General features: G+C 67.4%; 21 protein-coding genes and 1 tRNA gene. 4 read left to right on the top strand and 18 right to left on the bottom strand.

The window, feature by feature from the left end:
- The first annotated feature begins 95 nt into the window (after positions 1-95).
- Positions 96-902, top strand: a complete 807-nt coding sequence (gene fdhD / locus ABQJ54_RS13980) for a formate dehydrogenase accessory sulfurtransferase FdhD (protein WP_367855351.1) — start codon at positions 96-98, stop codon at positions 900-902.
- Positions 903-1,031: 129 nt separating this feature from the next.
- Here the strand turns inward: fdhD and ABQJ54_RS13975 are convergent.
- Positions 1,032-1,117 (bottom strand) — tRNA-Leu (locus ABQJ54_RS13975).
- A 25-nt stretch (positions 1,118-1,142) separates the two neighbouring features.
- Complete coding sequence (locus ABQJ54_RS13970; protein WP_367854930.1) at positions 1,143-1,724, bottom strand: cysteine dioxygenase family protein; 582 nt, start codon at positions 1,722-1,724, stop codon at positions 1,143-1,145.
- A 238-nt stretch (positions 1,725-1,962) separates the two neighbouring features.
- Between ABQJ54_RS13970 and ABQJ54_RS13965 the strand changes: the two genes are divergently transcribed.
- A complete protein-coding gene (locus ABQJ54_RS13965; protein WP_367854929.1) occupies positions 1,963-3,453 on the top strand; it encodes an alkaline phosphatase family protein in 1,491 nt (496 codons plus the stop codon).
- Positions 3,454-3,614: 161 nt separating this feature from the next.
- Positions 3,615-4,022, top strand: coding sequence for a hypothetical protein (locus ABQJ54_RS13960; RefSeq protein ID WP_367854928.1), 408 nt, complete (start codon positions 3,615-3,617; stop codon positions 4,020-4,022).
- A 138-nt stretch (positions 4,023-4,160) separates the two neighbouring features.
- On the opposite strand, the gene metX is transcribed toward ABQJ54_RS13960, so the two are convergent.
- The 13 genes from metX to ABQJ54_RS13895 all read right to left on the bottom strand — a co-directional run bounded on the left by metX (position 4,161) and on the right by ABQJ54_RS13895 (position 14,756).
- Entirely contained in the window at positions 4,161-5,279 is a 1,119-nt protein-coding gene (gene metX / locus ABQJ54_RS13955) for a homoserine O-acetyltransferase MetX (RefSeq protein ID WP_367854927.1), read from the bottom strand.
- Positions 5,280-5,281: 2 nt separating this feature from the next.
- Positions 5,282-6,322: a tetratricopeptide repeat protein gene (locus ABQJ54_RS13950; RefSeq protein ID WP_367854926.1), complete on the bottom strand. Its 1,041-nt coding sequence runs from the start codon at positions 6,320-6,322 to the stop codon at positions 5,282-5,284.
- Complete coding sequence (locus ABQJ54_RS13945) at positions 6,319-6,777, bottom strand: cytochrome c-type biogenesis protein (protein WP_367855350.1); 459 nt, start codon at positions 6,775-6,777, stop codon at positions 6,319-6,321. Before ABQJ54_RS13945 ends, ABQJ54_RS13950 begins: the two co-directional genes overlap by 4 nt.
- Positions 6,778-6,863: 86 nt before the next feature.
- Positions 6,864-7,406, bottom strand: coding sequence for a DsbE family thiol:disulfide interchange protein (locus ABQJ54_RS13940; protein ID WP_367854925.1), 543 nt, complete (start codon positions 7,404-7,406; stop codon positions 6,864-6,866).
- Entirely contained in the window at positions 7,403-9,382 is a 1,980-nt protein-coding gene (locus tag ABQJ54_RS13935) for a heme lyase CcmF/NrfE family subunit (protein ID WP_367854924.1), read from the bottom strand. The genes ABQJ54_RS13940 and ABQJ54_RS13935 overlap by 4 nt, the downstream gene beginning before the upstream one ends.
- Entirely contained in the window at positions 9,379-9,846 is a 468-nt protein-coding gene (gene ccmE, locus ABQJ54_RS13930; protein WP_367855349.1) for a cytochrome c maturation protein CcmE, read from the bottom strand. The genes ABQJ54_RS13935 and ccmE overlap by 4 nt, the downstream gene beginning before the upstream one ends.
- Positions 9,847-9,869: 23 nt before the next feature.
- Positions 9,870-10,109, bottom strand: coding sequence for a heme exporter protein CcmD (ccmD, locus tag ABQJ54_RS13925; protein ID WP_367854923.1), 240 nt, complete (start codon positions 10,107-10,109; stop codon positions 9,870-9,872).
- Positions 10,106-10,864 (bottom strand): heme ABC transporter permease, encoded by a 759-nt coding sequence (locus tag ABQJ54_RS13920; RefSeq protein WP_367854922.1) that lies wholly within the window; start codon positions 10,862-10,864, stop codon positions 10,106-10,108. Before ABQJ54_RS13920 ends, ccmD begins: the two co-directional genes overlap by 4 nt.
- A gap of 3 nt (positions 10,865-10,867) precedes the next feature.
- A complete protein-coding gene (gene ccmB / locus ABQJ54_RS13915) occupies positions 10,868-11,554 on the bottom strand; it encodes a heme exporter protein CcmB (RefSeq protein ID WP_367854921.1) in 687 nt (228 codons plus the stop codon).
- Between the two features lie 27 nt (positions 11,555-11,581).
- Positions 11,582-12,214: a cytochrome c biogenesis heme-transporting ATPase CcmA gene (gene ccmA, locus ABQJ54_RS13910; RefSeq protein ID WP_367854920.1), complete on the bottom strand. Its 633-nt coding sequence runs from the start codon at positions 12,212-12,214 to the stop codon at positions 11,582-11,584.
- A gap of 61 nt (positions 12,215-12,275) precedes the next feature.
- Positions 12,276-12,683, bottom strand: coding sequence for a DUF3293 domain-containing protein (locus tag ABQJ54_RS13905; RefSeq protein ID WP_367854919.1), 408 nt, complete (start codon positions 12,681-12,683; stop codon positions 12,276-12,278).
- Positions 12,676-14,082, bottom strand: coding sequence for an FAD-dependent oxidoreductase (locus tag ABQJ54_RS13900; RefSeq protein ID WP_367854918.1), 1,407 nt, complete (start codon positions 14,080-14,082; stop codon positions 12,676-12,678). The genes ABQJ54_RS13905 and ABQJ54_RS13900 overlap by 8 nt, the downstream gene beginning before the upstream one ends.
- An 86-nt stretch (positions 14,083-14,168) precedes the next feature.
- Positions 14,169-14,756 (bottom strand): PadR family transcriptional regulator, encoded by a 588-nt coding sequence (locus tag ABQJ54_RS13895; protein WP_367855348.1) that lies wholly within the window; start codon positions 14,754-14,756, stop codon positions 14,169-14,171.
- A 156-nt stretch (positions 14,757-14,912) separates the two neighbouring features.
- Between ABQJ54_RS13895 and ABQJ54_RS13890 the strand changes: the two genes are divergently transcribed.
- Positions 14,913-16,130 (top strand): FAD-dependent oxidoreductase, encoded by a 1,218-nt coding sequence (locus tag ABQJ54_RS13890; RefSeq protein WP_367854917.1) that lies wholly within the window; start codon positions 14,913-14,915, stop codon positions 16,128-16,130.
- Positions 16,131-16,181: 51 nt separating this feature from the next.
- Here ABQJ54_RS13890 and phbB read toward each other — a convergent pair whose 3' ends face one another.
- The 3 genes from phbB to ABQJ54_RS13875 all read right to left on the bottom strand — a co-directional run bounded on the left by phbB (position 16,182) and on the right by ABQJ54_RS13875 (position 19,278).
- Positions 16,182-16,952, bottom strand: coding sequence for an acetoacetyl-CoA reductase (gene phbB / locus ABQJ54_RS13885; protein ID WP_367854916.1), 771 nt, complete (start codon positions 16,950-16,952; stop codon positions 16,182-16,184).
- Between the two features lie 145 nt (positions 16,953-17,097).
- A complete protein-coding gene (gene phaR, locus ABQJ54_RS13880) occupies positions 17,098-17,592 on the bottom strand; it encodes a polyhydroxyalkanoate synthesis repressor PhaR (protein WP_077484303.1) in 495 nt (164 codons plus the stop codon).
- Between the two features lie 132 nt (positions 17,593-17,724).
- Entirely contained in the window at positions 17,725-19,278 is a 1,554-nt protein-coding gene (locus tag ABQJ54_RS13875; RefSeq protein WP_367854915.1) for a DHA2 family efflux MFS transporter permease subunit, read from the bottom strand.
- Between the last annotated feature and the right edge of the window lie 31 nt (positions 19,279-19,309).

Genomic DNA, 19,309 nt, shown 5'->3' with positions numbered 1-19,309 from the left:
CTCGCCGCCGTTCGATGCGTTCCATGCGCGTATCTCCGAAACCTTCGATTGCCGACCCGGCTGCGTCTGTTGATACCGGCGCGTGCGCCGGGACTCTGGCGAGTCCCGGCCAGGTGCGCCGTGCCGTCACCATCCACCAGGACGGGTCGACCCGGCACGGCGAGGATTGGCTGGTCGAGGAAGCGCCAGTCGAACTGCGCTACAACGACGAGAGCTTCGCCGTGATGATGGCCACGCCGGCCGATCTGGAGGACTTCGCCCGCGGGTTTTCGCTGAGCGAAGGCCTCGTTCCCCACGCCGGCGCCATTCGCAGCGTGGCAGTGCACGAGTTGCTGGAAGGTTATGTGGTGGATGTCGATGCCGACGTCGAGGTGGCGACGGATGCCGGATCGGCGCGCCTGCTGCCGGGACGCAGCGGCTGTGGCCTGTGCGGCAGCCGCCGCCTGGAGGATGTGCTGCGCCCGATGCCGCCGGTGCCGGACGGCCCCGTGCTGGATCTTGACGCCCTGGAGCGGGCACTTGCCGCGCTGACGCAGCGCCAGCCGCTCAACGTCAGCACGGGCGCGGTGCATGCCGCGGCCTGGGCCTCGCCCGCAGGCGAGATCCTGCGGGTGCGCGAGGACGTGGGCCGTCACAATGCCCTGGACAAGCTGCTCGGTGCATTGAGCCGCGAGGGCGCCGACCTGCGGAGCGGTTTCGTGCTGGTGACCAGCCGCGCCAGCTACGAGATGGTCACCAAGTCCATCCGGCTCGGCGTCGGGCTGCTGGCGGCGATCTCCGCGCCGACCGCGCTGGCCGTGGAACTGGCCCGCTCCGGCAACCTCACCCTGGTCGGCTTCGTCCGCCCCGGCCGGCATGTGGTGTACAGCCATCCGCAGCGATTGCGTGACACGCTTGCGTGAACCGGGCCGCGGCAGGGTGCCGTGACACTCGCGTGCTCGCGAGCATCGTGGGCCGATGCCGATGGGCGCAGGTACACACGACACCAAATTGCGGACAAAACAAAGGCCCCGAACGGGGCCTGAGTCTCTTGGTACCGGTGATAGGACTCGAACCTACACACTGTCGCCAGTAGCGGATTTTGAGTCCGCCGCGTCTACCATTCCGCCACACCGGCATGTGGATTGCGCATTATGCCGGCTTCAGTGCACCGGGTCGAGGCCCAGCTGGCGCTCGCAGCGCTCGTAGCCATGGTCGCCGCCCAGCGGCTGGAACACCGCGCAGTGGGTCATGTTGCCGGAGTAGATGTGCAGGCTGACCGCGATATCGCGGTCGCTGGGGTTGCGGATGGTGTGGTACTCGTGTGGCGGGATCAGGCTGCCGGCGGAGCCGGGACCGGCCTGCACCGAGCCCACGGGCTGGAAGAGGTAGTGGCCTTCTGCGTCGTCCGTCCGCTCGTACTGCACCACGTCCAGCGCGCCGCGCCACACGCCTTCCACGCACCACATGCCGGCATGGTCGTGGATCGGGGTGCCCTGGCCCGGGCCCCAGGTCATCGCCACCACGCAGTAGCCGTGATCCTCGCTGCGGTACAGCTCGCGCCGCGCATAGCGGCCTTCGGCGGTTTCCAGCACGCAGTCCGGCAGTTGGATCTCGTTGCCGCGGATCAGCCGGCACAGGCTGTTGCGCAGGCTGTCGGTGATCGCCGGCGTACTGCTCTGGGCGACTGCGGTGTCGATCGCGTCGATCAGCTGGCGACAGCCGGGAAATTCGGTGGTAAGCATGGGGACTCCGCGCGCAAGCGTGAAACAATCCGGTCATTATAATAGTTGGTAATGACGATATAAGCATGGGCTCCCGGCGCACCATGCCATCGCGAATCCGGCGTGAGCGCGCTGTAAAGCGCTTGTCTCGACGCGCCCAGCGATCGCTTTCGTCGTAACCCGCGTGCCTTCCGGGCATCATGCCGCCTTAATCAGCGCATCCCTAGACTCGACGAGATGCAGGCCTGAGACGATGGGCATGGCTACACGTTCGAAACGCGGGAGCGGCGACCGGAAGACTGCCCGGCACCATCGGGTGGGCAAGCGTGGATCGGCTGCGAACGGGCTCGGCGCGATCAACCACATCGTCGTGCTGATGCTGGAGAACCGTTCGTTCGATCACATGCTGGGGTTTCTCTATGCCGATGCGAACAACGTTTCGCCCGCCGGCCAGCCGTTCGAGGGCTTGACCGGCAAGGAATCGAACCCCGACAGCGCGAACGGCACGAGCGTCGCGGTAGCGCGGATCCAACCGGCGCTGGCGAACACCTATTTCCTGCCCGGCGCCGACCCCGGCGAGGGTTACACGGCGACGAACGCGCAGTTGTTCGGCAGCGACACGCCACCCGTGCCGCCCGCGGCGACCAATGCCGGTTTCGTCGACAACTTCGCCGCCACCCTGGTCTGGGAAGCCGCGGAAAAATGGTCGATCTATCCCGGTACCGCCGCGACCGACATCATGGCGATGCACACGCCCACGAGCCTGCCGGTGCTGTCGGCGCTCGCCCGCGGCTTCGCCGTGTGCGACCACTGGTTCGGTTCGGCGCCCACCGAGACCTTGCCGAACCGCGCCTTCGTCCACGCGGCGACCTCGCAGGGCCACATGGACGACAAGACCAAGTCGTTCACCGCGCCGACGATCTACGGCCTGCTTTCGCAGCAGAATCTCGGCTGGGCGATCTACGGCTACAATGCCGACCCGCTGACCCGGCTGACCTTCAGCGACACGGCGAGCGCGGCGGATACGCATTTCGGCCAGTTCACCGATTTCCAGGCCGCGGCCAAGGCGGGCCAGCTTGGCGTGTACACCTTCCTCGAACCCAGCTGGGGATCGAGCGGCAACAGCCAGCATCCCAACTACGACGTGGCGCTCGGCGAGCAGCTGATCCACGACGTCTACTACGCGTTGCGCAACGGGCCGGCCTGGAACGAAACACTGCTGATCGTCACGTACGACGAGCATGGCGGCTGCTACGACCACGTGCCGCCGCCGACCAATGCCGTGCCGCCGGATGCCACGGCTGGCGAGTTCGGTTTCGACTTCAAGCGCTTCGGGCCGCGCGTGCCCACGTTGCTGGTCTCGCCGTGGATCGAAGCGGGCACGGTGTTCCGTGTGGCGACTGGTGCGATGCCGTTCGACCACACGTCCATCCTCAAGACGATCGAACAGCGCTGGAGCCTGCCGGCGCTGACCGCGCGCGATGCGGCGGCGCCGGATGTCGGCGGCGTGCTCATGCTGGCTGCGGCGCGCACCGACGACCCGCTCGCCGGTGTCGTCGTGCCCGTGTCCAGCGGGACGAATCCCGCCGCCGGCAAGCCTTCGCATCTGCAGGAGGTGTATGCCGACCTGGCGGCCGCCTTGCCGGTCGCCACGACCAAGCCGGATCGCACGTCGTTGCGCAGCGAGGATGACTACGAGGCGTACATCCGCCAGCGCGTGACTGCGTGGAAAGCGCAGAGAGGGCGCTGAGTGCTCGGATGCGGATTCCGGTTGGATTGAACATCGAATCCGGCAGGCGCTGAACACCATGCCAGTCCTGATCGTGGGTGTCAGAGGTGCTTGCAGCTATATTCTGGAAAGGTCCGCTTTTGAGCCAAAGCGAGCACCCAATGAACGCCAAGGACTAGCGGATGCAGACCATCAGTGGACGCCTAAAGATCTTCGTTCTGAGTGCTCTGGTTGCCCTCCTGAGTGGAGGCGCTGGTTTCTACATCGGATTTGGCAAAGGCGCCAACACCATGGCGACCCTGGCCAGCCAGAACGCCGCATCCGATGCGCTGAGCGATGTCAGAAGGTCTGTCGCGGCACTGCAAGAAGCCGACCCTGCTCAAGTGAGGCGGAAAGTAGCTACGGATCTTCGCATCGCGCTTTTTTCGCTTGATGCATATTCGTCAGCGGTGCCATTTGTGAAGTGCGATGATCAGGACAGAAAAGCTCTAGAGAAAGCCGCTAGCTACATTGCGGCAAATCCTGATCCGAAGATCTTCAACAGCGACCCAGAGCTTGGGCGGGGGTTGAGGTTCTGCGAGAGTAGGTGATCCTAGACGGTCTGCTTCCGACCAACAGCGGATCTTTCGGAATAGTCTGGATTGGGCAGCAACGGGGCGAACAACACCAGCATGTTGTTCAGAGCATGCCGGAATGCTATTCAGCCGCCACCATAATCCGCACCGAATTCAAAGCTTCGCCAGGAAACCAGCGATCGCCCGGCTGTAGTTCTCGATGTCCACCAGGAAGGCGTCGTGACCCTGCGGCGAATCCAGCGCCACGAAGTCCACGGCAGCACCGGCGGCTTCAAGGCCTTCGGCGATCTGCTCCTGCTGTTCCAGCGGGAACAGGATGTCGGTGCTGACGCCGATCACCAGCGCGCGTTCGACGCGGATGCGCTTCATCCCTTCCATCACGTTGCCGCCGCCATATTCGGCGGTGTCGAACCAGTCGCTGGCGCGCGAGAGGTAGAGGTAGCTGTTCGGATCGAAGCTGCGCACGAAGCGGCGGGCGTGGCCTTCGAGGTAGGACTCCACCTGGAACTCGAAGCCGAACGGTTGTTGCTCCTCGCGCTGCTCGGCGTCGAGGCGGATGCGCGCAAAGCGGCCGTTCCACTCCATCGCCGAGCGGTAGGTGATCACGCCGAGCTTGCGCGCGATGCTCATGCCCATGTCGGGGTAGTGCTCGCCGGCGCCGTGGATGTCATAGCCGCCATTGGCCCACTGCGGGTCCAGCCGGATCGCCTCGCGTTGCAGCGAGCGGATCGCAATGGCGAAGGGTTGCGCCTGCGGCGCGGTGTCCACGCTGATGTGGGTACGCACCGTGCCGGGGTGCAGCAGCATGTAAGCCAGCGCGGCCATGCCGCCCATCGAGCAGCCGACCAGGCAGGCGAGGCGTTCGATGTCCAGGCTGCGCACCACCACATGGGCGGCATTGGCGACGTCTTCCAGTGACAGCTCGGGAAAATCGAGCCGGTACGGTTCGCCGGTGGCCGGATTGGCGGAGGCGGGGCAGGTGGAGCCCTTATCGCTGCCCAGTGAGTTCACGCAGATCACGAACCAGCGGCTGCTGTCGATGGCCTTGCCGGGGCCGGCCATGCCCTCCCACCAGCCGGGCGAAGGGTCCGCCGCACACGACATCATGTGCGCGCTGGGCGAGAGGCCGGTGAGCACGAGGATGGCGTTGTCGCGCGCGGCGTTGAGCGTGCCCCAGGTCTCGTAGGCCACGCGCGCGCCGTGCAGCGCGCCGCCGCGCTTCATCGGGAACGGCGAGGGCAGGGCGCAGTACTGGCGGGCGTCGGCGACCATGCTCAATGCACCTTGTCGATGGCGATGGCGATCGGCGTCTTGCGGTCGGTGTCGACGATGCCGGCGCTGCCTTCCAGGTCGCCCGGCTGGGCGACCGGTTCGCCGCTGTGGCTGATCCGCGCCGCCACCACCACGCGCGCCACCGAGGAGAGTTTCAGCTCCGGCGTCATCGCCATCGCGTCGGTGAGCGTGACCGTGGCCGGCAGCGTGTCGGCAGCTAGTTTTGCCACCGCCAGCGGCATCGGCGGGCCGCTCACTGCGCGGGCGTAGACGTAGAGCTGGTCGCCCGGCTGCAGCTTGTTCTTGAGCGTGGGGGCCAGGCTCACCTCCACCTTCAGCGCAGCGCCCTGGCTCGCGGCCGGTGCGGGTTCGGTCGAAGGCTTGATGCCGGCGCGGGCATCGGCGTTCGCGATCTGCTCGGCCACCGCCTTGGCCACGCTGGAACCGGGTTCCAGCAGCGGCTGCAGCTTGCGCCAGGTGGCGGCGGCATCGGCGTACCGGGTGTGCTGGAACTGGCTGATGCCGAGCAGCCACAGGGCGCGCTGGCTGTCTGGCTGCAGCTCCAGCGCGCGGTGCAGCAGGTCGAGCGCGCGGCCTTCGATCAGGTGGTCGCCGCGCGCCATCGAATCGGTTTCGGCCCAGCCCACCATCGCCGCCACGTTGTTCGGGTCGATCTTCAGGACATGGTCCCAGGCGTCGCGTGCCTCGTCCGGCTGTTTCAGCGCGGTGGTGGCCTGGGCCAGCAGGGTCCAACCTTGCGCATCGCTGGGCTGCTGCTTGAGGTGCGCGCGCAGCTCGGTCAGCGCCTGCTGGAAGTCCATGGGCGGCGGTGCGGCGGGCACGCCGTCCAGCGCGACGGGCGTGCCGATGTGCAGGTACAGCGCACCGGCGCCGATCGGCAGCAGCAGGGCGATGCCCAGCGCCAGTGCGAACACGCCACGCGGGCGGCCGTGCCGGCGCCCTGCGCGCAGCAAGGGCACCAGCAGCAGGGCCAGCGCCACCGCGACCATCGCGGCGGCGACCAGATAGAACGCGAGCTTCACCAGTCGTCCCCCGTATCGGCCGGTCCGGTGCCGGCCTGCCCGCCTTCGGCAGGCTTGTCGTCGTCGATGGCGCCGTCGCCGCGGTTGCGCCGGCGTACCGCTACCGTCACCACGGCGCCGCCGGCCAGCAGGATAGCCAGCGGCCCGAACCACAGCAGCCAGGTGCCGGGTTTTAGCGGCGGGTCGTACAGCACGAAGTCGGAATAGCGGTCCACCAGGTACTGCTTGATCTCGGCGTCGCTCTTGCCCTGCTGCATCAGCTGGAACACCTCCAGCCGCAGGTCGCGGGCGAGGTCGGCATTGGAATCGGCCAGGTTCTCGTTCTGGCAGACCATGCAGCGCAGTTGCTTCGTGAGGTTCTGGAAGCGCACTTCCTGGGCGTGGTCCTTGAACGGCAGCGGCTCGATCGCGCCGCTGGCGGCGAAGGCGTGGCCGGCAAATATCAGCAGCACCAGCAACGCTGTCCGTAGGAGCGGCTTCAGCCGCGACCGGCATTGCGAAGAATCGCGGCTGAAGCCGCTCCTACGGGGTGTCCGCGCGGTCACGGCGCCTCCCGCTTCACGGCGGCTATCGCCGGCTGCAGCTCCTGCGCGATCACCTCGGGGGTGAGCGGGCCGATGTGCTTGTAGCGGATCACGCCCTTCGCATCGATCAGGAAGCTCTCCGGCGCGCCGTACACGCCGAAGTCGATCGCGGTGCGTCCGGACTGGTCGGCGATCACCAGGTCGTAGGGGCTGCCGTGCTCGCGCAGCCAGCGCCTGGCGTCGTCGGGCACGTCCTTGTAGTCGTAGCCCACCAGCGGAATGCCGAGCTGGCGGCCGTCGGCCATCAGCACCGGGTGTTCCTCGGCGCAGGCCACGCACCAGCTACCGAACACGTTGAGCAGGTAAGGCTTGCCGAGCAGGCTGGCCTTGGTCACGGTCTGCCCGGGTGCATCCAGTTTCGGCAGCGCGAAATCGGGTGCGGGTTTGTCGATCAGCGGCGAGGGCACATAGCGCGCGTCGTGCCAGGTGTTCCACCAGATGCCGAAGCCGAACAGGCCCACCAGCAGCACGAAGACGAGAAACGGGATCAGCCGCTTCATGCCGGCGACTCCTGCGGCGCGACCGTACCGGTCGTGGCCGCCGACTCGGCGGCGATGCGCTTGATGCGGAAGCGGCGGTCGCCGGCGCAGACGAAGCCGCCCAGCATCATCAGCACGCCGCCGCCCCAGATCCAGCGCACGAACGGCTTGTAGTACAGGCGCAGCGCCCAGGCACCCTCGATGTTGTTCGTATCCATCGGCTCGCCCAGTGCCACGTACAGATCGCGGAACAGGCCGGCGTCCACCGCCGACTCGGTCTGCACCTGGTCGCGTGCATAGGTGCGCTTCTGCGGATGCATCACCGTCACGGTACGGCCATCGCGCAGTACGGTGACCACGCCCTGGTCGGCATGCCAGTTCGGGCCGGTGGTGCGGTGCACGCCGTCGAAGCGGTACACGTAGCCGGCGATGGCTTCGCTCTGGCCTGGCGCCAGGCGCACGTCGTGCGTGATGCTCAGCGATTCGGACAGCAGCACGCCGATCACGAACACGGCGATGCCCAGGTGCGCCAGCAGCATGCCGGCCATCTCGGCCGGGTAGCGGCGGCCGCGCGGCATGTCGCGCCAGCGCTTGAGCGCGTACAGCAGCACGCCCACCGCGATCCACACCGCTGCGGCCACGCCGGCCACGGCCTTGAGCTGGCCTTGCACGAAGAACGCCGCCACGATCGCGCAGGCCACTGCAGCCATGCCCGCGCGCAGCGCCACCTGCTTCAGCACGCCGCCGTCGGCGTTGCCCCAGTGCAGGAACGGCCCGAACGGCAGCAACAACACGATGGGTGCCATCAGCAACGGAAACAGCAGGCCGAAATAGGGCGGACCCACCGAGATGCGGCCCAGGTGCAACATGTCGCCGATCAGCGGGAACAGCGTCCCCAGCAGCACCATCGCCGCCGCGGTGGCTAGCATCAGGTTGCCGATCAGCAGTGCCGTCTCGCGTGAGACGACGCGGAAGGGCTTGCCGCCGGCCACCTTGGGCGCGCGCAGCGCGTACAGCAGCAGCGAACCGCCCACCACGATGGCGAGGAAGATCAGGATGAACACGCCGCGGCGCGGATCGGAGGCGAACGCGTGCACCGAAGTGAGCACGCCCGAGCGCACCAGGAAGGTGCCCAGCAGCGACAGCGAGAACGCGAAGATCGACAGCAGCAGGGTCCACGCACGCAGGCCGCCGCGTTTCTCGGTGATCGCCTGCGCGTGGATCAGCGCCGCGCCCACCAGCCACGGCATGAAGCTGGCGTTCTCCACCGGGTCCCAGAACCACCAGCCGCCCCAGCCCAGTTCGGCGTACGCCCACCAGCTGCCGGCCACGATGCCCAGGGTGAGGAAGCCCCAGGCCGCGTTCGTCCACGGCCGCGCCCAGCGCACCCAGGCCTGTTCCACTTCACCGCCCAGCAAGGCTGCGATGGAGAACGCGAACGCTACCGAGAAGCCCACGTAGCCCATGTACAGCACGGGCGGGTGGAAGGTCATGCCCGGGTCCTGCAGCACCGGGTTGAGGTCGGCGCCGTTGGCCGGCATCGGCAGCAGCCGACCGAACGGATCGGAGGTGAAGATGATGAAGGCGAGGAAGCCGATCGACACCAGGCCCATCACGCCCAGCACGCGCGCGGCGAACACCTCGGGCAACTTGTGGCTGAGCGCGGCCAGCGCCACCGTCCACAGGTTGAGGATCAGGATCCACAGCAGCAGCGAGCCCTCGTGCGCGCCCCACACCGCGGCGATGCGGTAGTACCAGGGCAGGGTGAGGTTGGAATTGTCGGCCACGTACTGCACCGAGAAATCGAAATGCAGGAAGGCCCACACCAGGATCAGGAAGGCCATCGCCACGAACACCGCCTGGCCGGCGGCAGCGGGACGCGCCACCGCCATCAGTGCGCGATTGCCGCGCCACGCACCCAGGAGAGGCAGTACGCCCTGCGCGATGGCGAGCAGGAAAGCGAGTACCAGCGCGAGCTGGCCGAGTTCGGGAGTCATGGGCTCTTGTCCTGCGCGGCGGCTTCCTTCACCTTCGCGTCCGCATGCGCCTTGGCCATCGCGTCCTTCAGTTCCTTCGGCATATAGGTCTCGTCGTGCTTGGCGAGCACCTCGGTGGCCACGAAACGGGCACCGTCCATGTGGCCGGTGGCGATCACCGACTGGTTGTCGCGGAACAGGTCGGGCAGGATGCCGGTGTACTCCACCGGCATCGCACCGCCTGCGTCGACCACGGTGAAGGTGACTTCGAGCGAGTCCTTGCTGCGCTGGATCGAGCCGGCCTTGACCATGCCGCCGAGGCGGAAGGTCTTGTACTGCGTTGCCTGCCCCGACTGCACCTGGCTCGGGGTGAACAGGTAGTTCATGTTCTGCTGCAGCGCGTACACGCCCAGGCTGATCGCCAGCGCGGCGGCGATCGCGACCACGATCACGATGGTGAGCCGGCGCTTGCGGGTGGGGTTCATCGGCATGCTGGGTTCCTGCCCGGTCAGGGCGAAGGCGTGACGGAAGTGGGTGGAGGGCGCCGCGCGCGCGCGTCTTGGCGCGCCAGCCGGCCGCGCAGTTCACGCAGGATGCGGCGGCGGCGCAGCCGTGGTGCCACGTTGTCGGCAATCAACACGGCAAAAAACACCGCGTAGGCCGGCCATACGTATCCGGCGTAGCCGCCCATCCTGAAGAAAGCGACGACGTGGTCGCCCATCGCGAAGAAGTGCTGCAGCGCGTTCATCGGCCGGCCTCCGCCTCGGCGACGTGGCGCACCCAGTCCTTGCCGCCTTCCAGCGCCAGCAGGTCGGTGCGCGCGCGGCGGCACAGGCTGGCCGCGTAGTAGGCCTTGGTGGCCAGCGTCATCACCAGCAGCGGCCACAGCATGTCCCACGGCATCTTCGAATGGCCGAAGATGTCCACCGTGCTGCCTTGGTGCAAGGTGTTCCACCACACGACCGAGTAATGCACGATCGGCACGTTGATGACGCCGATGATCGCGAGGAAGCTCGCGGCGCGCGCGCCCTGGCGGCGATCCTCGAACGCGTGGTACAGCCCGATCACGCCCAGGTAGAGGAACAGCAGCACCAGCTCGGAGGTGAGCCGCGCATCCCAGGTCCACCAGGTGCCCCACATCGGCTTGCCCCACAGCGAGCCGGTGACCAAGGTGATCAAGGTGAAGGCCGCGCCGACCGGCGCCGATTCCATCGCCACCACCTCGGCCAGCTTCATGCGCCACACCAGCGCGACGAACGCGGACACGCCCATCACCGCGTAGATGAACATGCTCATCCAGGCGCTGGGCACGTGGATGAAGATGATGCGGTAGGCGTCGCCCTGCTGGTAATCCGGGGGCGCCAGTACCAGGCCGCCGTACAGGCCGACCGCGCCGAGCAGCAGCGCCAGTCCCATCGCCCATGGCCGTACCGCGCCCGCGAAGCGATAGAACGTCGGCGGCGAGCCGAGCTTGTGCAACCAGAGCGGAATCCACTTGGCCATGACTTACGAGTCCAGAGCAATGCGCAGGGCCGCCGCGCAGGCCAGCGGCGCCAACACCACGCAGAGGATGAGTGCGGCGGCCAGCCAGGCTATCGGTGCCAGCCACGGCAGACCCTGCTGGGCGGCTGCCACGGCGCCGGCCGCGAAGATCACCACCGGCACGCACAGCGGCAGCAACATCAAGGCCAGCAGCATACCAGAGCGCCGCGTGCCGGCCGTCAGCGCCACCAGCACCGCGCCGAGCAGACTGAGCAGCGGCGTGGCCAGCAGCAGCGCCAGCAGCAGCGCCGGCATCGCGGCGGCCGGCAGGTGCAGCATGCCGGCCAGCAGCGGCGCGATCACGATCAGCGGCAGTGCGGTGGCGAGCCAGTGCGCCAGGATCTTCATGCCCAGCATCAATGCCAGTGGTTGCGGCGAAAGCACCAGTTGTTCCAGCGAACCATCCTCGATGTCGCTGGCGAACATCGCGTCCAGCGCCAGCAGCATCGCCAGCAGCACGGTCACCAGCACCACGCCTCCCGCGATCCGCTGCAACAGCAGCAGATCCGGTCCCAGCGCAAACGGGAACAACACCGCCACGATCACCGCATACAGCACCGGCATCGCCAGATCTCCCCGCCGCCGCCAAGCCAGCAGGAGATCCCGCCGCAGCATTGCGGCGCAGGCCTGCGGCAGCGGAGTGCTGCTCATCCTCGAACGTCCCCCTGCGAGAAAAACTCACGCATGCATGCGGATCCGCTGTGGCTCGCCGCCATGAAACCCCACCACTCCATGGCTGCTCACCAGCACCGCGCCACCGGCAGCCACGTGCCGCTCCAGCAGGCGGTTGACCAGTGCGATGCCGTGCCGGTCGAGGTTCGCGTAAGGCTCGTCGAGCAGCCACAGCGCCGCCGGCTGCAGCAGCAGGCGCGCCAGCGCGGCGCGCTTCTTCTGTCCGGCGGAGAGGCGTCGCACTGGCTCGTCCTCGTAGCCGGCAAGACCCACTTCATCGAGCGCCGCGGCGGGCGTGACGCCGTCGCGCCCGCCGTGCAGGCCTGCGGCAAAGGCGAGGTTTTCGCGCGGACTCAGTTCCAGCTTCTGGCCCAGCTGGTGTCCGAGGAACAGGATCTCGCCCGCGCAGGCTTCGCGCTGCCACGGCTCGCCGCGCCACAGCAGCCGGCCTTCGCTCGCGTGCAGCAGGCCGGCCAGCAGGCGCAGCAGGGTGGTCTTGCCGCTGCCGTTGTCGCCCTCGACCAGGGCCAGTTCGCCCGCGTGCAGGCGGAAATCCAGCGGCGCGAACACCGGCTCGTCCTGGCGATGGAAGCTCAGGCGATGCGCTTCGAGCAACGGAGCGGTGGATGCAGTGGTCATTGCTTCCATTCTCCGCAATGCCCGGCGAGCTTGTCCATGCGGCGCGCTGCCGCGATCTGGCTCAGTCCAGCACGCGCAGCATGGCGTGGCCGCCCGCTTCGCCGTGCACGTAGGCCAGCTGGCCGTGGGACCGGGTCAGTTGATCCAGTGCCCCGACGTCCATTCCGGTCACGAACAGGCTGGGTTCGCTCCAGCCGGAGGTGCCCACGCCGATGGCCGCGTAGACGTTCACGCCGGCCTGCCGCTTGAGCGCAGCCAGCAGTTCGCGCTGTGCAGCCTCGTTCTCGGCCGGCGGCCGTCGGCGCGCCTGCGGGTTCCAGGCCGTGATGAAGGCCCAGGGCTGCGCGCCCACCACGTTGGCAAGCGGGGCGGGCAGGGGTAGGTCCACGCGGATGATCGCCCAGCTCACGGTGTCGAGGCAGACGTGGTAGGTGGTGGAACGGAACGCTTCGAGCAGGGCCTCATCCATGGCGCAACTCCGGCAGTGGCTCCAGGGTCGATTGGAAAAGCCGGGCGGCGGCATCGAGATCGATGGCCTCCACGTCCGGCGCGCCGTGCAGCAATGCTTCCAGCAGCGCGTCCTGCCGGTGGCCGCGTTCCAGCGCATAGGCGTAGGGCAGGTGGGTGAAGGTGACCAGCCGGTAGCGCGCCATGTAGTGGCCGGGGATGCGTTCGGCCAGCTTCGCGCCCAGCGCGCGCTTGGCCAGGTAGTGCGGATCGGCCACCGAGTCGCGCATCTCCACGTAGTTCTCCAGTGCCATCGCGGCGATCGCGTCTGCGTTCGGCTGGCGGATGCGCTGGAATTCGGCGAACACGCTGGCGCTGTCGCCGGGCGCGGCGGCGAGCAGCTGCGCCAGCGTCACCGTGTCCTCGAAGCCGCAGTTCATGCCCTGGCCGTGGAACGGCACGATGGCGTGCGCCGCGTCGCCGACCAGCAGGGCGCGGCCGTCGAGGTGCCAGCGGTCCAGGTACAGCGTGGAGAGCGTGCCCACCGGATGCTCCGCGTAGTCCGCGTCGAAGCGCGGGATCAGCGGCAGCAGGTCGGGGAAGTCCGTGGCAAAGAACGCGCGCGCCGCGGCGGTGTCGGGCAGGGTGGCGAAGCTGGGATGCGCCCCGGCGGCGGGCAGGAACAGGGTGACGGTGAAGCTGCCCTCGGCGTTCGGCAGCGCGATGCACATGTAGCCGCCGCGCGGCCAGATGTGCAGCGCGTGCGGCTCCAGCGCGAAGCGGCCTTCACCGCCGGCCTGGCGCACCAGCTCTGGTGGCAAGGCGCCGGCGGCGGGGATTTCCAGCTCCTTGTAGCCGTGGCCGAGTGGCTCGATGCGCTCGCCCAGCGGCGCATAGGCGTTCATCGTCGCGCGCAGCGCCGAGCCTGCGCCGTCGGCGCCGATCAGCAGGCCGGCGTCATGTTCGCGCACGGTGCCCGCCTCGTCGGCCAGCCGGATGCGGCGCTGCTCGAAGTCCGCGTCCAGCAGCGACTGGCCGAAATGGAAGCGCACGCCGGAGGCTTCGGCGGCATCCAGCAGCAGCATGTTCAGCGCGCCGCGCGACACCGACCAGATCACCTCGCTGTCGTCTACGCCGTAGCGCTGCAAGCCGCTGGCGCCGCCGTGCGCGTGCACCATGCGCCCGCGCATCATCACCGCGCGCAGCAGCACCTCGTCGGCCAGTCCTGCCGTGCGCAGCGCCTGCAGGCCGCGCTCGGCCAGCGCGAGGTTGATCGAGCGCCCACCGAGAAAGCCCGCGCGGCGCGGATCGGGCCGCTTCTCGAACACCTCCACCGCAAAGCGGCGCTGCGCCAGCTGCCGTGCCAGCAGGGCGCCGACCAGGCCGCCGCCGATCAGGGTGATGCGAGGAGCTTGCGCCATGTCGCGTTCCGTGGATGGGATACGCCACTGTTCCGCAAGCCGCGCGCGACTGCAATCCCTGTTTTCAGCTCCGGTGCTGGCGCCGGTTATCCGTGATTGCCGGTTTCGAACCGCGCCGCCAACTGGCGCAACTGTTGTTCGCTCCAGTGCATCGCGCCCGACGCGAGTTCCGTGATCACGCTGTCCAGCCATTTCATCTCGGCCTTGAGCAGCACCGTCTTGTATTCATCGTCCAGCATGCAGAAACGGGGCAGTCCCTTGCCTGACCATTCGCGCAGATCCGAAGCGGCGGCGGCCAGCTGCCGCTTGAGCGTTTCGTGGCGCCGCCGCAGTTGCGCAAGTGCGATCTCGGGCGACAAGGCCATCACTGTGGCGAGCGCGGCCGGGAATTCGTTGAACTCCCGCCGCGGCTCGCCCAGCATGTCTTCCAGCCATGCGTAGAAGGTTTTACGGCCCAGCGGCGTGATCTCGTAGACCACGCGCTCAGGGCGTCCCTCGTCCTGCAGGGTTTCACGCACGCGGATCAGTCCGGTTGCCTGCAGCCTGGCAATGGTCTGATACACGCTGTTGCGCTGCGCGACGTTGACCACATGGTCCTTGCCGCGCTGCTTGATCAGTTCGTGCATGCGATAGGCGTGCGAAGGGGCTTCCAGCACGAAGGAGAGAATCACCATCGCCAGCGGCGATCGTTGTCGTGGGCGGGTTTTCACGTGCGGTCCGGTCGGTGGTCCGGCAGTCATCTTGCGTCATTAGTCATTCTATGTCTAATATATAGTCAATCTATGACTATAGACCGACGCATGGTCGTTCGGTTGGGAGGCTTTGCAGGTATGGCCAAGGTGAATCACGCGCTCGTCATCGGCGGCGGCATCGCCGGGCTCACGATGGCCTTGGCGCTGCACAAGGCGGGTATCCGCGCGACGATCTACGAGTCGTATCCCTCTACAGCGGATGGCGTGGGCGCCAGCCTGATGCTGGCGCCCAATGGCCTCTCTGCGCTGAAACTCGTCGGCGTGGACGCAGCCCTGCTGGCGGCGAGCCAGCCGATCACCCGCATGGCGATGGCCGACAGCCGCGGCAAGGTGCTGACCGTCTTTGACGGCATCGAAGGTATGCCGCCCAGCCGCGTGGTCTGGCGTTCCGATCTCTATCGCGTGCTGCGTGCGGCGGTCGAAGCGGCCGGTATTCGCGTCATCTACGGCAAGCGTTTGGTGGGTGCAAGCGAAACCGCCGACGGGGTTTCCGCGCAGTTCGGCGATGGCAGCGTGGCGGACGGCGATATTCTGATCGGCGCAGACGGCATCCGCTCGACCGTGCGTGAACTAATCGATCCTTGTGCGCCAGCGCCGCGATATACGGGCTTCCTCGGGTTCGGCGGAGGTGCGCCCCCGGATGCCATGCAGGTGCCTGCCGGCTGCATGACCTTCGTGTTTGGCAAGCACGCTTTTTTCGGCTACTGGGCCGACCCAGGCCTGGGCATCTGCTGGTTCGGCAGCTTGCCGCACGAGACGCCGTTGACCATGGAGGAGGCGCGCAAGATGCCGGCGGCGCAGTGGTTGGGCCGGTTGCGTGCGCTGTATGGCGACGACCAACCCGCGCAGACCTTTTTGCGGCAGGCCGTTTCGGATCAGTTGGTGGCGACCGGCGCAAGCGAGATGATGCCGCCGGTGCCGCGCTGGCACAGCCAGCGCATGGTGCTGGTGGGTGATGCCGTGCATGCGCCGTCGTCCAGCTCCGGGCAGGGTGCGTCGCTCGCGATTGAAAGCGCCGTCCAACTGGCGCGTTGCCTGCGCGACTTGCCCGTGCCGGCCGATGCCTTTGCCTGCTATGAGCGCCTGAGGCGCGCGCGGGTCGAAAATGCGGCTGCCGATGCGGCCAAGGTCAACAGCCGGAAAGCCTCCGGCCCCTTCGCCAAGGCGCTGGCGCACATGCTGATGCCGATCGCGCTGAAATGTTTTTTCAATCCGGCCAAGATGTTCGGTGCTCTGCACGGCTACCGTATTGACTGGGATGCGTCGGTTGATCAAACCGAGGCGAGCCGCGCATGACTTGCCTGTTCCTGTAGTGAGGCGGCCGGCGGCTACCGTTGCGCCGTACCGTCAGAAACTCATGAAATACCCGCCGTTGACCGGCAGGTTTACGCCGGTGAGGTAGCCGGCGTCGTCGGCGCTGAGGAAGGTCACGGCGCGGGCGATGTCGGCGGGCTGGCCCAGCCGGCCCACCGGGATGCCGGCGACGATCTGGGCGCGGATCTCGGCGGGCACGGCAGCCACCATCGGCGTATCACAGTAGCCGGGCGAAACGGTGTTGACGGTGACGCCCTTGCGCGCGGTTTCGCGTGCAAGGGCCATGCTGAAGCCGTGCACGCCGGCCTTGGCGGCCGAGTAGTTGGTCTGGCCGAACTGGCCGGTCTGGCCGTTCACCGAGCTGATGTTGACGATGCGCCCGAAGCCGCGCGTGCTCATGCCCTCCACCACGGCATGGCAGGTGTTGAACAGGCCGTCGAGGTTCACCCGCATCAGTTCGTGCCATTGCGCGGGCGTCATCTTGCGCAGGCTGGCATCGCGGGTGATGCCGGCGGCGTTGACCAGGATGTCCACGCCGCCGTGCTCGCGTTCGAGGCGGCCGATCAGCGCGGCGCAGGCTTCGTGGTCGCTGACGTCCATCGCCTCGTGGCCGATTGCCTCGCCAAACCCGGCAGTGGCTTCGCGGAAGGCGGTGAGGCGTGCCTCGCTGGCGGGCAGGTCGGCGGCGACCACGCGACGGCCGGCCTGCGCCAACTGGCGGCAGATCTCGGTGCCCAGGCCGCCGAGGCCGCCGGTGACCAGGGCCAGGCGCGCGCGGGCACCGTTTGTGCTAGATGAAGTCATGGTTTGTTTCGCTGTCTTTGCGATCGGTCTGTATTTTTGCGATCGTCCGTGATCGCGAAAATCAAACGGGCGGCCATCCATGGCCGCACTCTTCAAATAAAACGCGCCGCTCAAGGCGGCGCGTGGGTCCGGGAATGGCGTGGGCTCAGCCGGTCTTCTTGTGGCCGCCGCGGCTGCCGCCTTGCGGGGTGATCTGCGCGGCGGCGTCGAGCAGGCCGCGCTGCATGGTCTTCCACGCATCCATGTTGCGCTCGGTCAGCTCGTTCACCATCGCCCACGGGGTCTGGCCCATCAGGCTGTTGAGCTGGGTGCGGAACTGCTGCTGCTGGTCGAGGAACACCTGCAGGCTGCGCTCCAGGTACGGGCCCATGAAGCCCTGCAGCGAGTCGCCGTAGAAGCGGATGATCTGGCTGAGCAGCTGGGGCGACAGCATCGGCTGCCCCTTCTCCTCGTGCTCGGAGATGATCTGCAGCAGCACGGAGCGGGTGAGGTCCTCGCCGGTCTTGGCATCGCGGACTTCGAAGTCCTCGTTGTCCAGCACCAGCTGGCGTACCTCCTCCAGCGTGATGTAGCTGGAGATCTCGGTGTCGTAGAGCCGACGGTTCGGATACTTCTTGATGGTGCGCTTGGTTTGTGCCATGCGGCGAAACTAGCAGAGAATATTGCGCCGCACCAGTAGACCACTGGCATGCTTGCCGCGAAATTGGTCTGCTCCGCCATGGGCTGCTGTACGGCGATGTGCGCCGCGGTGGTCTGCAGCAAAAGCGGCGGATCAGTGGCCGACGGCCCCGCCGGCGCTGCCGAACGGCGGCCTGGCGAACCACAGGATCGGGATCAGCAGCACGAACAGCACCGCACAGCCCCAGAACACGTCGTTCACCGCCAGGGTGAGCGCCTCGCGGTTCACCAGCTGGTCGATCAGGCCCAGGCTCTGCGTGTGCGGCATGCCATGCCGGGCCAGGTCCTGCAGGAACTGCGTGGCCGCGGGATGGCCGGGGCTGACGTATTCGGTGAGGTTGGCATGGTGCAATTCGCTGCGGTGCTGCCACAGCGTCACCGTGATCGCGGTGGACATGCTCGAACCCATGGTGCGGCAGAAGTTGGACAGGCCGGAGGCGCTGGCGATTTCCGAAGCGGGCAGGCCGGACAGATAGATCTGGTTCAGCGGAATGAAGAAGCAGGGGATGGCCAGGCCCATCACGAAGCGCGGCAGCACCAGCGTGTCGAACGAAGCGTTGCTGTCGAAGCTGGCGAACCAGTACGAGGTGAGCGCGAAGATGATGAAGGCGAAGGTCACCACCGCGCGCAGTTCCAGCCGGTGCATGTTCTTGCCCAGCACCGGCGACAGCAGGAAGGCCAGCACGCCTACCGGCGCGGTGGCCAGGCCGGCCCAGGTGGCGGTGTAGCCCAGGTCGATCTGCAGCCACAGCGGGAACACCACGTTGATGCCGAAGAACGCGAACATGCCCAGCGTCAGCGCCACCACCCCCACGGTGAAGTTGCGCTGCTTGAACAGCGAGAGGTCGATCACCGGGTGCTTGGCGTGGATCTCCCACACCACCAGGAAGGTGAGGCAGACCAGGGCGACGAGGCCCAGCGTGAGGATCAGTGGCGAGGCGAACCAGTCGTGGTCGTTGCCGTTGTCCAGCATGAACTGCAGGCAGCCCACGCCCACCACCAGCAGCACCAGGCCCACCGCGTCGATCGGCGCCTTGAAGGTCCTGGTCTCGCGCTTGTGCAGGATCGTCCAGGTGATCACCGCTGCGGCGATGCCCACCGGCAGGTTGATGTAGAAGATCCACGGCCAGGAGAAGTTGTCGGTGAGCCAACCACCCAGGATCGGGCCGAAGATCGGCGCCACCACCACGGTCATCGCCCACAGCGCCAGCGCGATGCCCTGTTTCTCCTTCGGATAACTGGTCAGCAGCAGGGTCAGCGACAGCGCCACCATCGGGCCGGAACCCGCGCCCTGCAGCAGGCGGCAGACCACCAGCATCGGCATGCTGGTGGCCACGCCGCACAGCATCGAGAACACCACGAACAGCAGCACCGAAACCACGAAGGTGCGCACCTCGCCGAAGCGCCGCGCCACCCAGCCGGTGAGCGGCTGCATGATCGCGCTGGCCAGCGCGTAGGAGCTGATCGTCCAGGTGCCCTCGTTCGGGCTCACGCCGAGGCTGCCGGAGATGTGCGGCACGGCCACGTTGACGATGGTCATGTCCAGCACCTCCATGAAGGTGCTGAACGCGACGGCGATGGTGAGCAGCGCCAGCGGGCCGCCGTGCAGCGGCTTCAGCGGGGCGGCGTTCTCGGGCGTGGTGGCCATGGGGATTCGCTGGGTATGGGGGGGCGGGTCG

The organism is Rhodanobacter lycopersici (assembly GCF_040812335.1).
Lineage (GTDB): Bacteria > Pseudomonadota > Gammaproteobacteria > Xanthomonadales > Rhodanobacteraceae > Rhodanobacter_A > Rhodanobacter_A lycopersici.
This window is presented reverse-complemented; position numbering and strand designations above follow the sequence as displayed.

Coding starts and splice junctions, on each gene's coding strand:
- metX (WP_367854927.1), bottom strand. CDS start 5,279: ATGGTCGCCGACGCCCGCCAGTACTGCGCCCTGCCCTCGCCGTTCCCG.
- phbB (WP_367854916.1), bottom strand. CDS start 16,952: ATGACTTCATCTAGCACAAACGGTGCCCGCGCGCGCCTGGCCCTGGTC.
- ABQJ54_RS13960 (WP_367854928.1), top strand. CDS start 3,615: ATGCAGACCATCAGTGGACGCCTAAAGATCTTCGTTCTGAGTGCTCTG.
- ABQJ54_RS13965 (WP_367854929.1), top strand. CDS start 1,963: ATGGCTACACGTTCGAAACGCGGGAGCGGCGACCGGAAGACTGCCCGG.
- ABQJ54_RS13970 (WP_367854930.1), bottom strand. CDS start 1,724: ATGCTTACCACCGAATTTCCCGGCTGTCGCCAGCTGATCGACGCGATC.
- ccmD (WP_367854923.1), bottom strand. CDS start 10,109: ATGAACGCGCTGCAGCACTTCTTCGCGATGGGCGACCACGTCGTCGCT.
- ABQJ54_RS13920 (WP_367854922.1), bottom strand. CDS start 10,864: ATGGCCAAGTGGATTCCGCTCTGGTTGCACAAGCTCGGCTCGCCGCCG.
- ccmA (WP_367854920.1), bottom strand. CDS start 12,214: ATGACCACTGCATCCACCGCTCCGTTGCTCGAAGCGCATCGCCTGAGC.
- ABQJ54_RS13890 (WP_367854917.1), top strand. CDS start 14,913: ATGGCCAAGGTGAATCACGCGCTCGTCATCGGCGGCGGCATCGCCGGG.
- ABQJ54_RS13875 (WP_367854915.1), bottom strand. CDS start 19,278: ATGGCCACCACGCCCGAGAACGCCGCCCCGCTGAAGCCGCTGCACGGC.
- ABQJ54_RS13900 (WP_367854918.1), bottom strand. CDS start 14,082: ATGGCGCAAGCTCCTCGCATCACCCTGATCGGCGGCGGCCTGGTCGGC.
- phaR (WP_077484303.1), bottom strand. CDS start 17,592: ATGGCACAAACCAAGCGCACCATCAAGAAGTATCCGAACCGTCGGCTC.
- ABQJ54_RS13905 (WP_367854919.1), bottom strand. CDS start 12,683: ATGGATGAGGCCCTGCTCGAAGCGTTCCGTTCCACCACCTACCACGTC.
- ccmE (WP_367855349.1), bottom strand. CDS start 9,846: ATGAACCCCACCCGCAAGCGCCGGCTCACCATCGTGATCGTGGTCGCG.
- ABQJ54_RS13940 (WP_367854925.1), bottom strand. CDS start 7,406: ATGAAGCGGCTGATCCCGTTTCTCGTCTTCGTGCTGCTGGTGGGCCTG.
- ABQJ54_RS13935 (WP_367854924.1), bottom strand. CDS start 9,382: ATGACTCCCGAACTCGGCCAGCTCGCGCTGGTACTCGCTTTCCTGCTC.
- ccmB (WP_367854921.1), bottom strand. CDS start 11,554: ATGAGCAGCACTCCGCTGCCGCAGGCCTGCGCCGCAATGCTGCGGCGG.
- ABQJ54_RS13895 (WP_367855348.1), bottom strand. CDS start 14,756: ATGGTGATTCTCTCCTTCGTGCTGGAAGCCCCTTCGCACGCCTATCGC.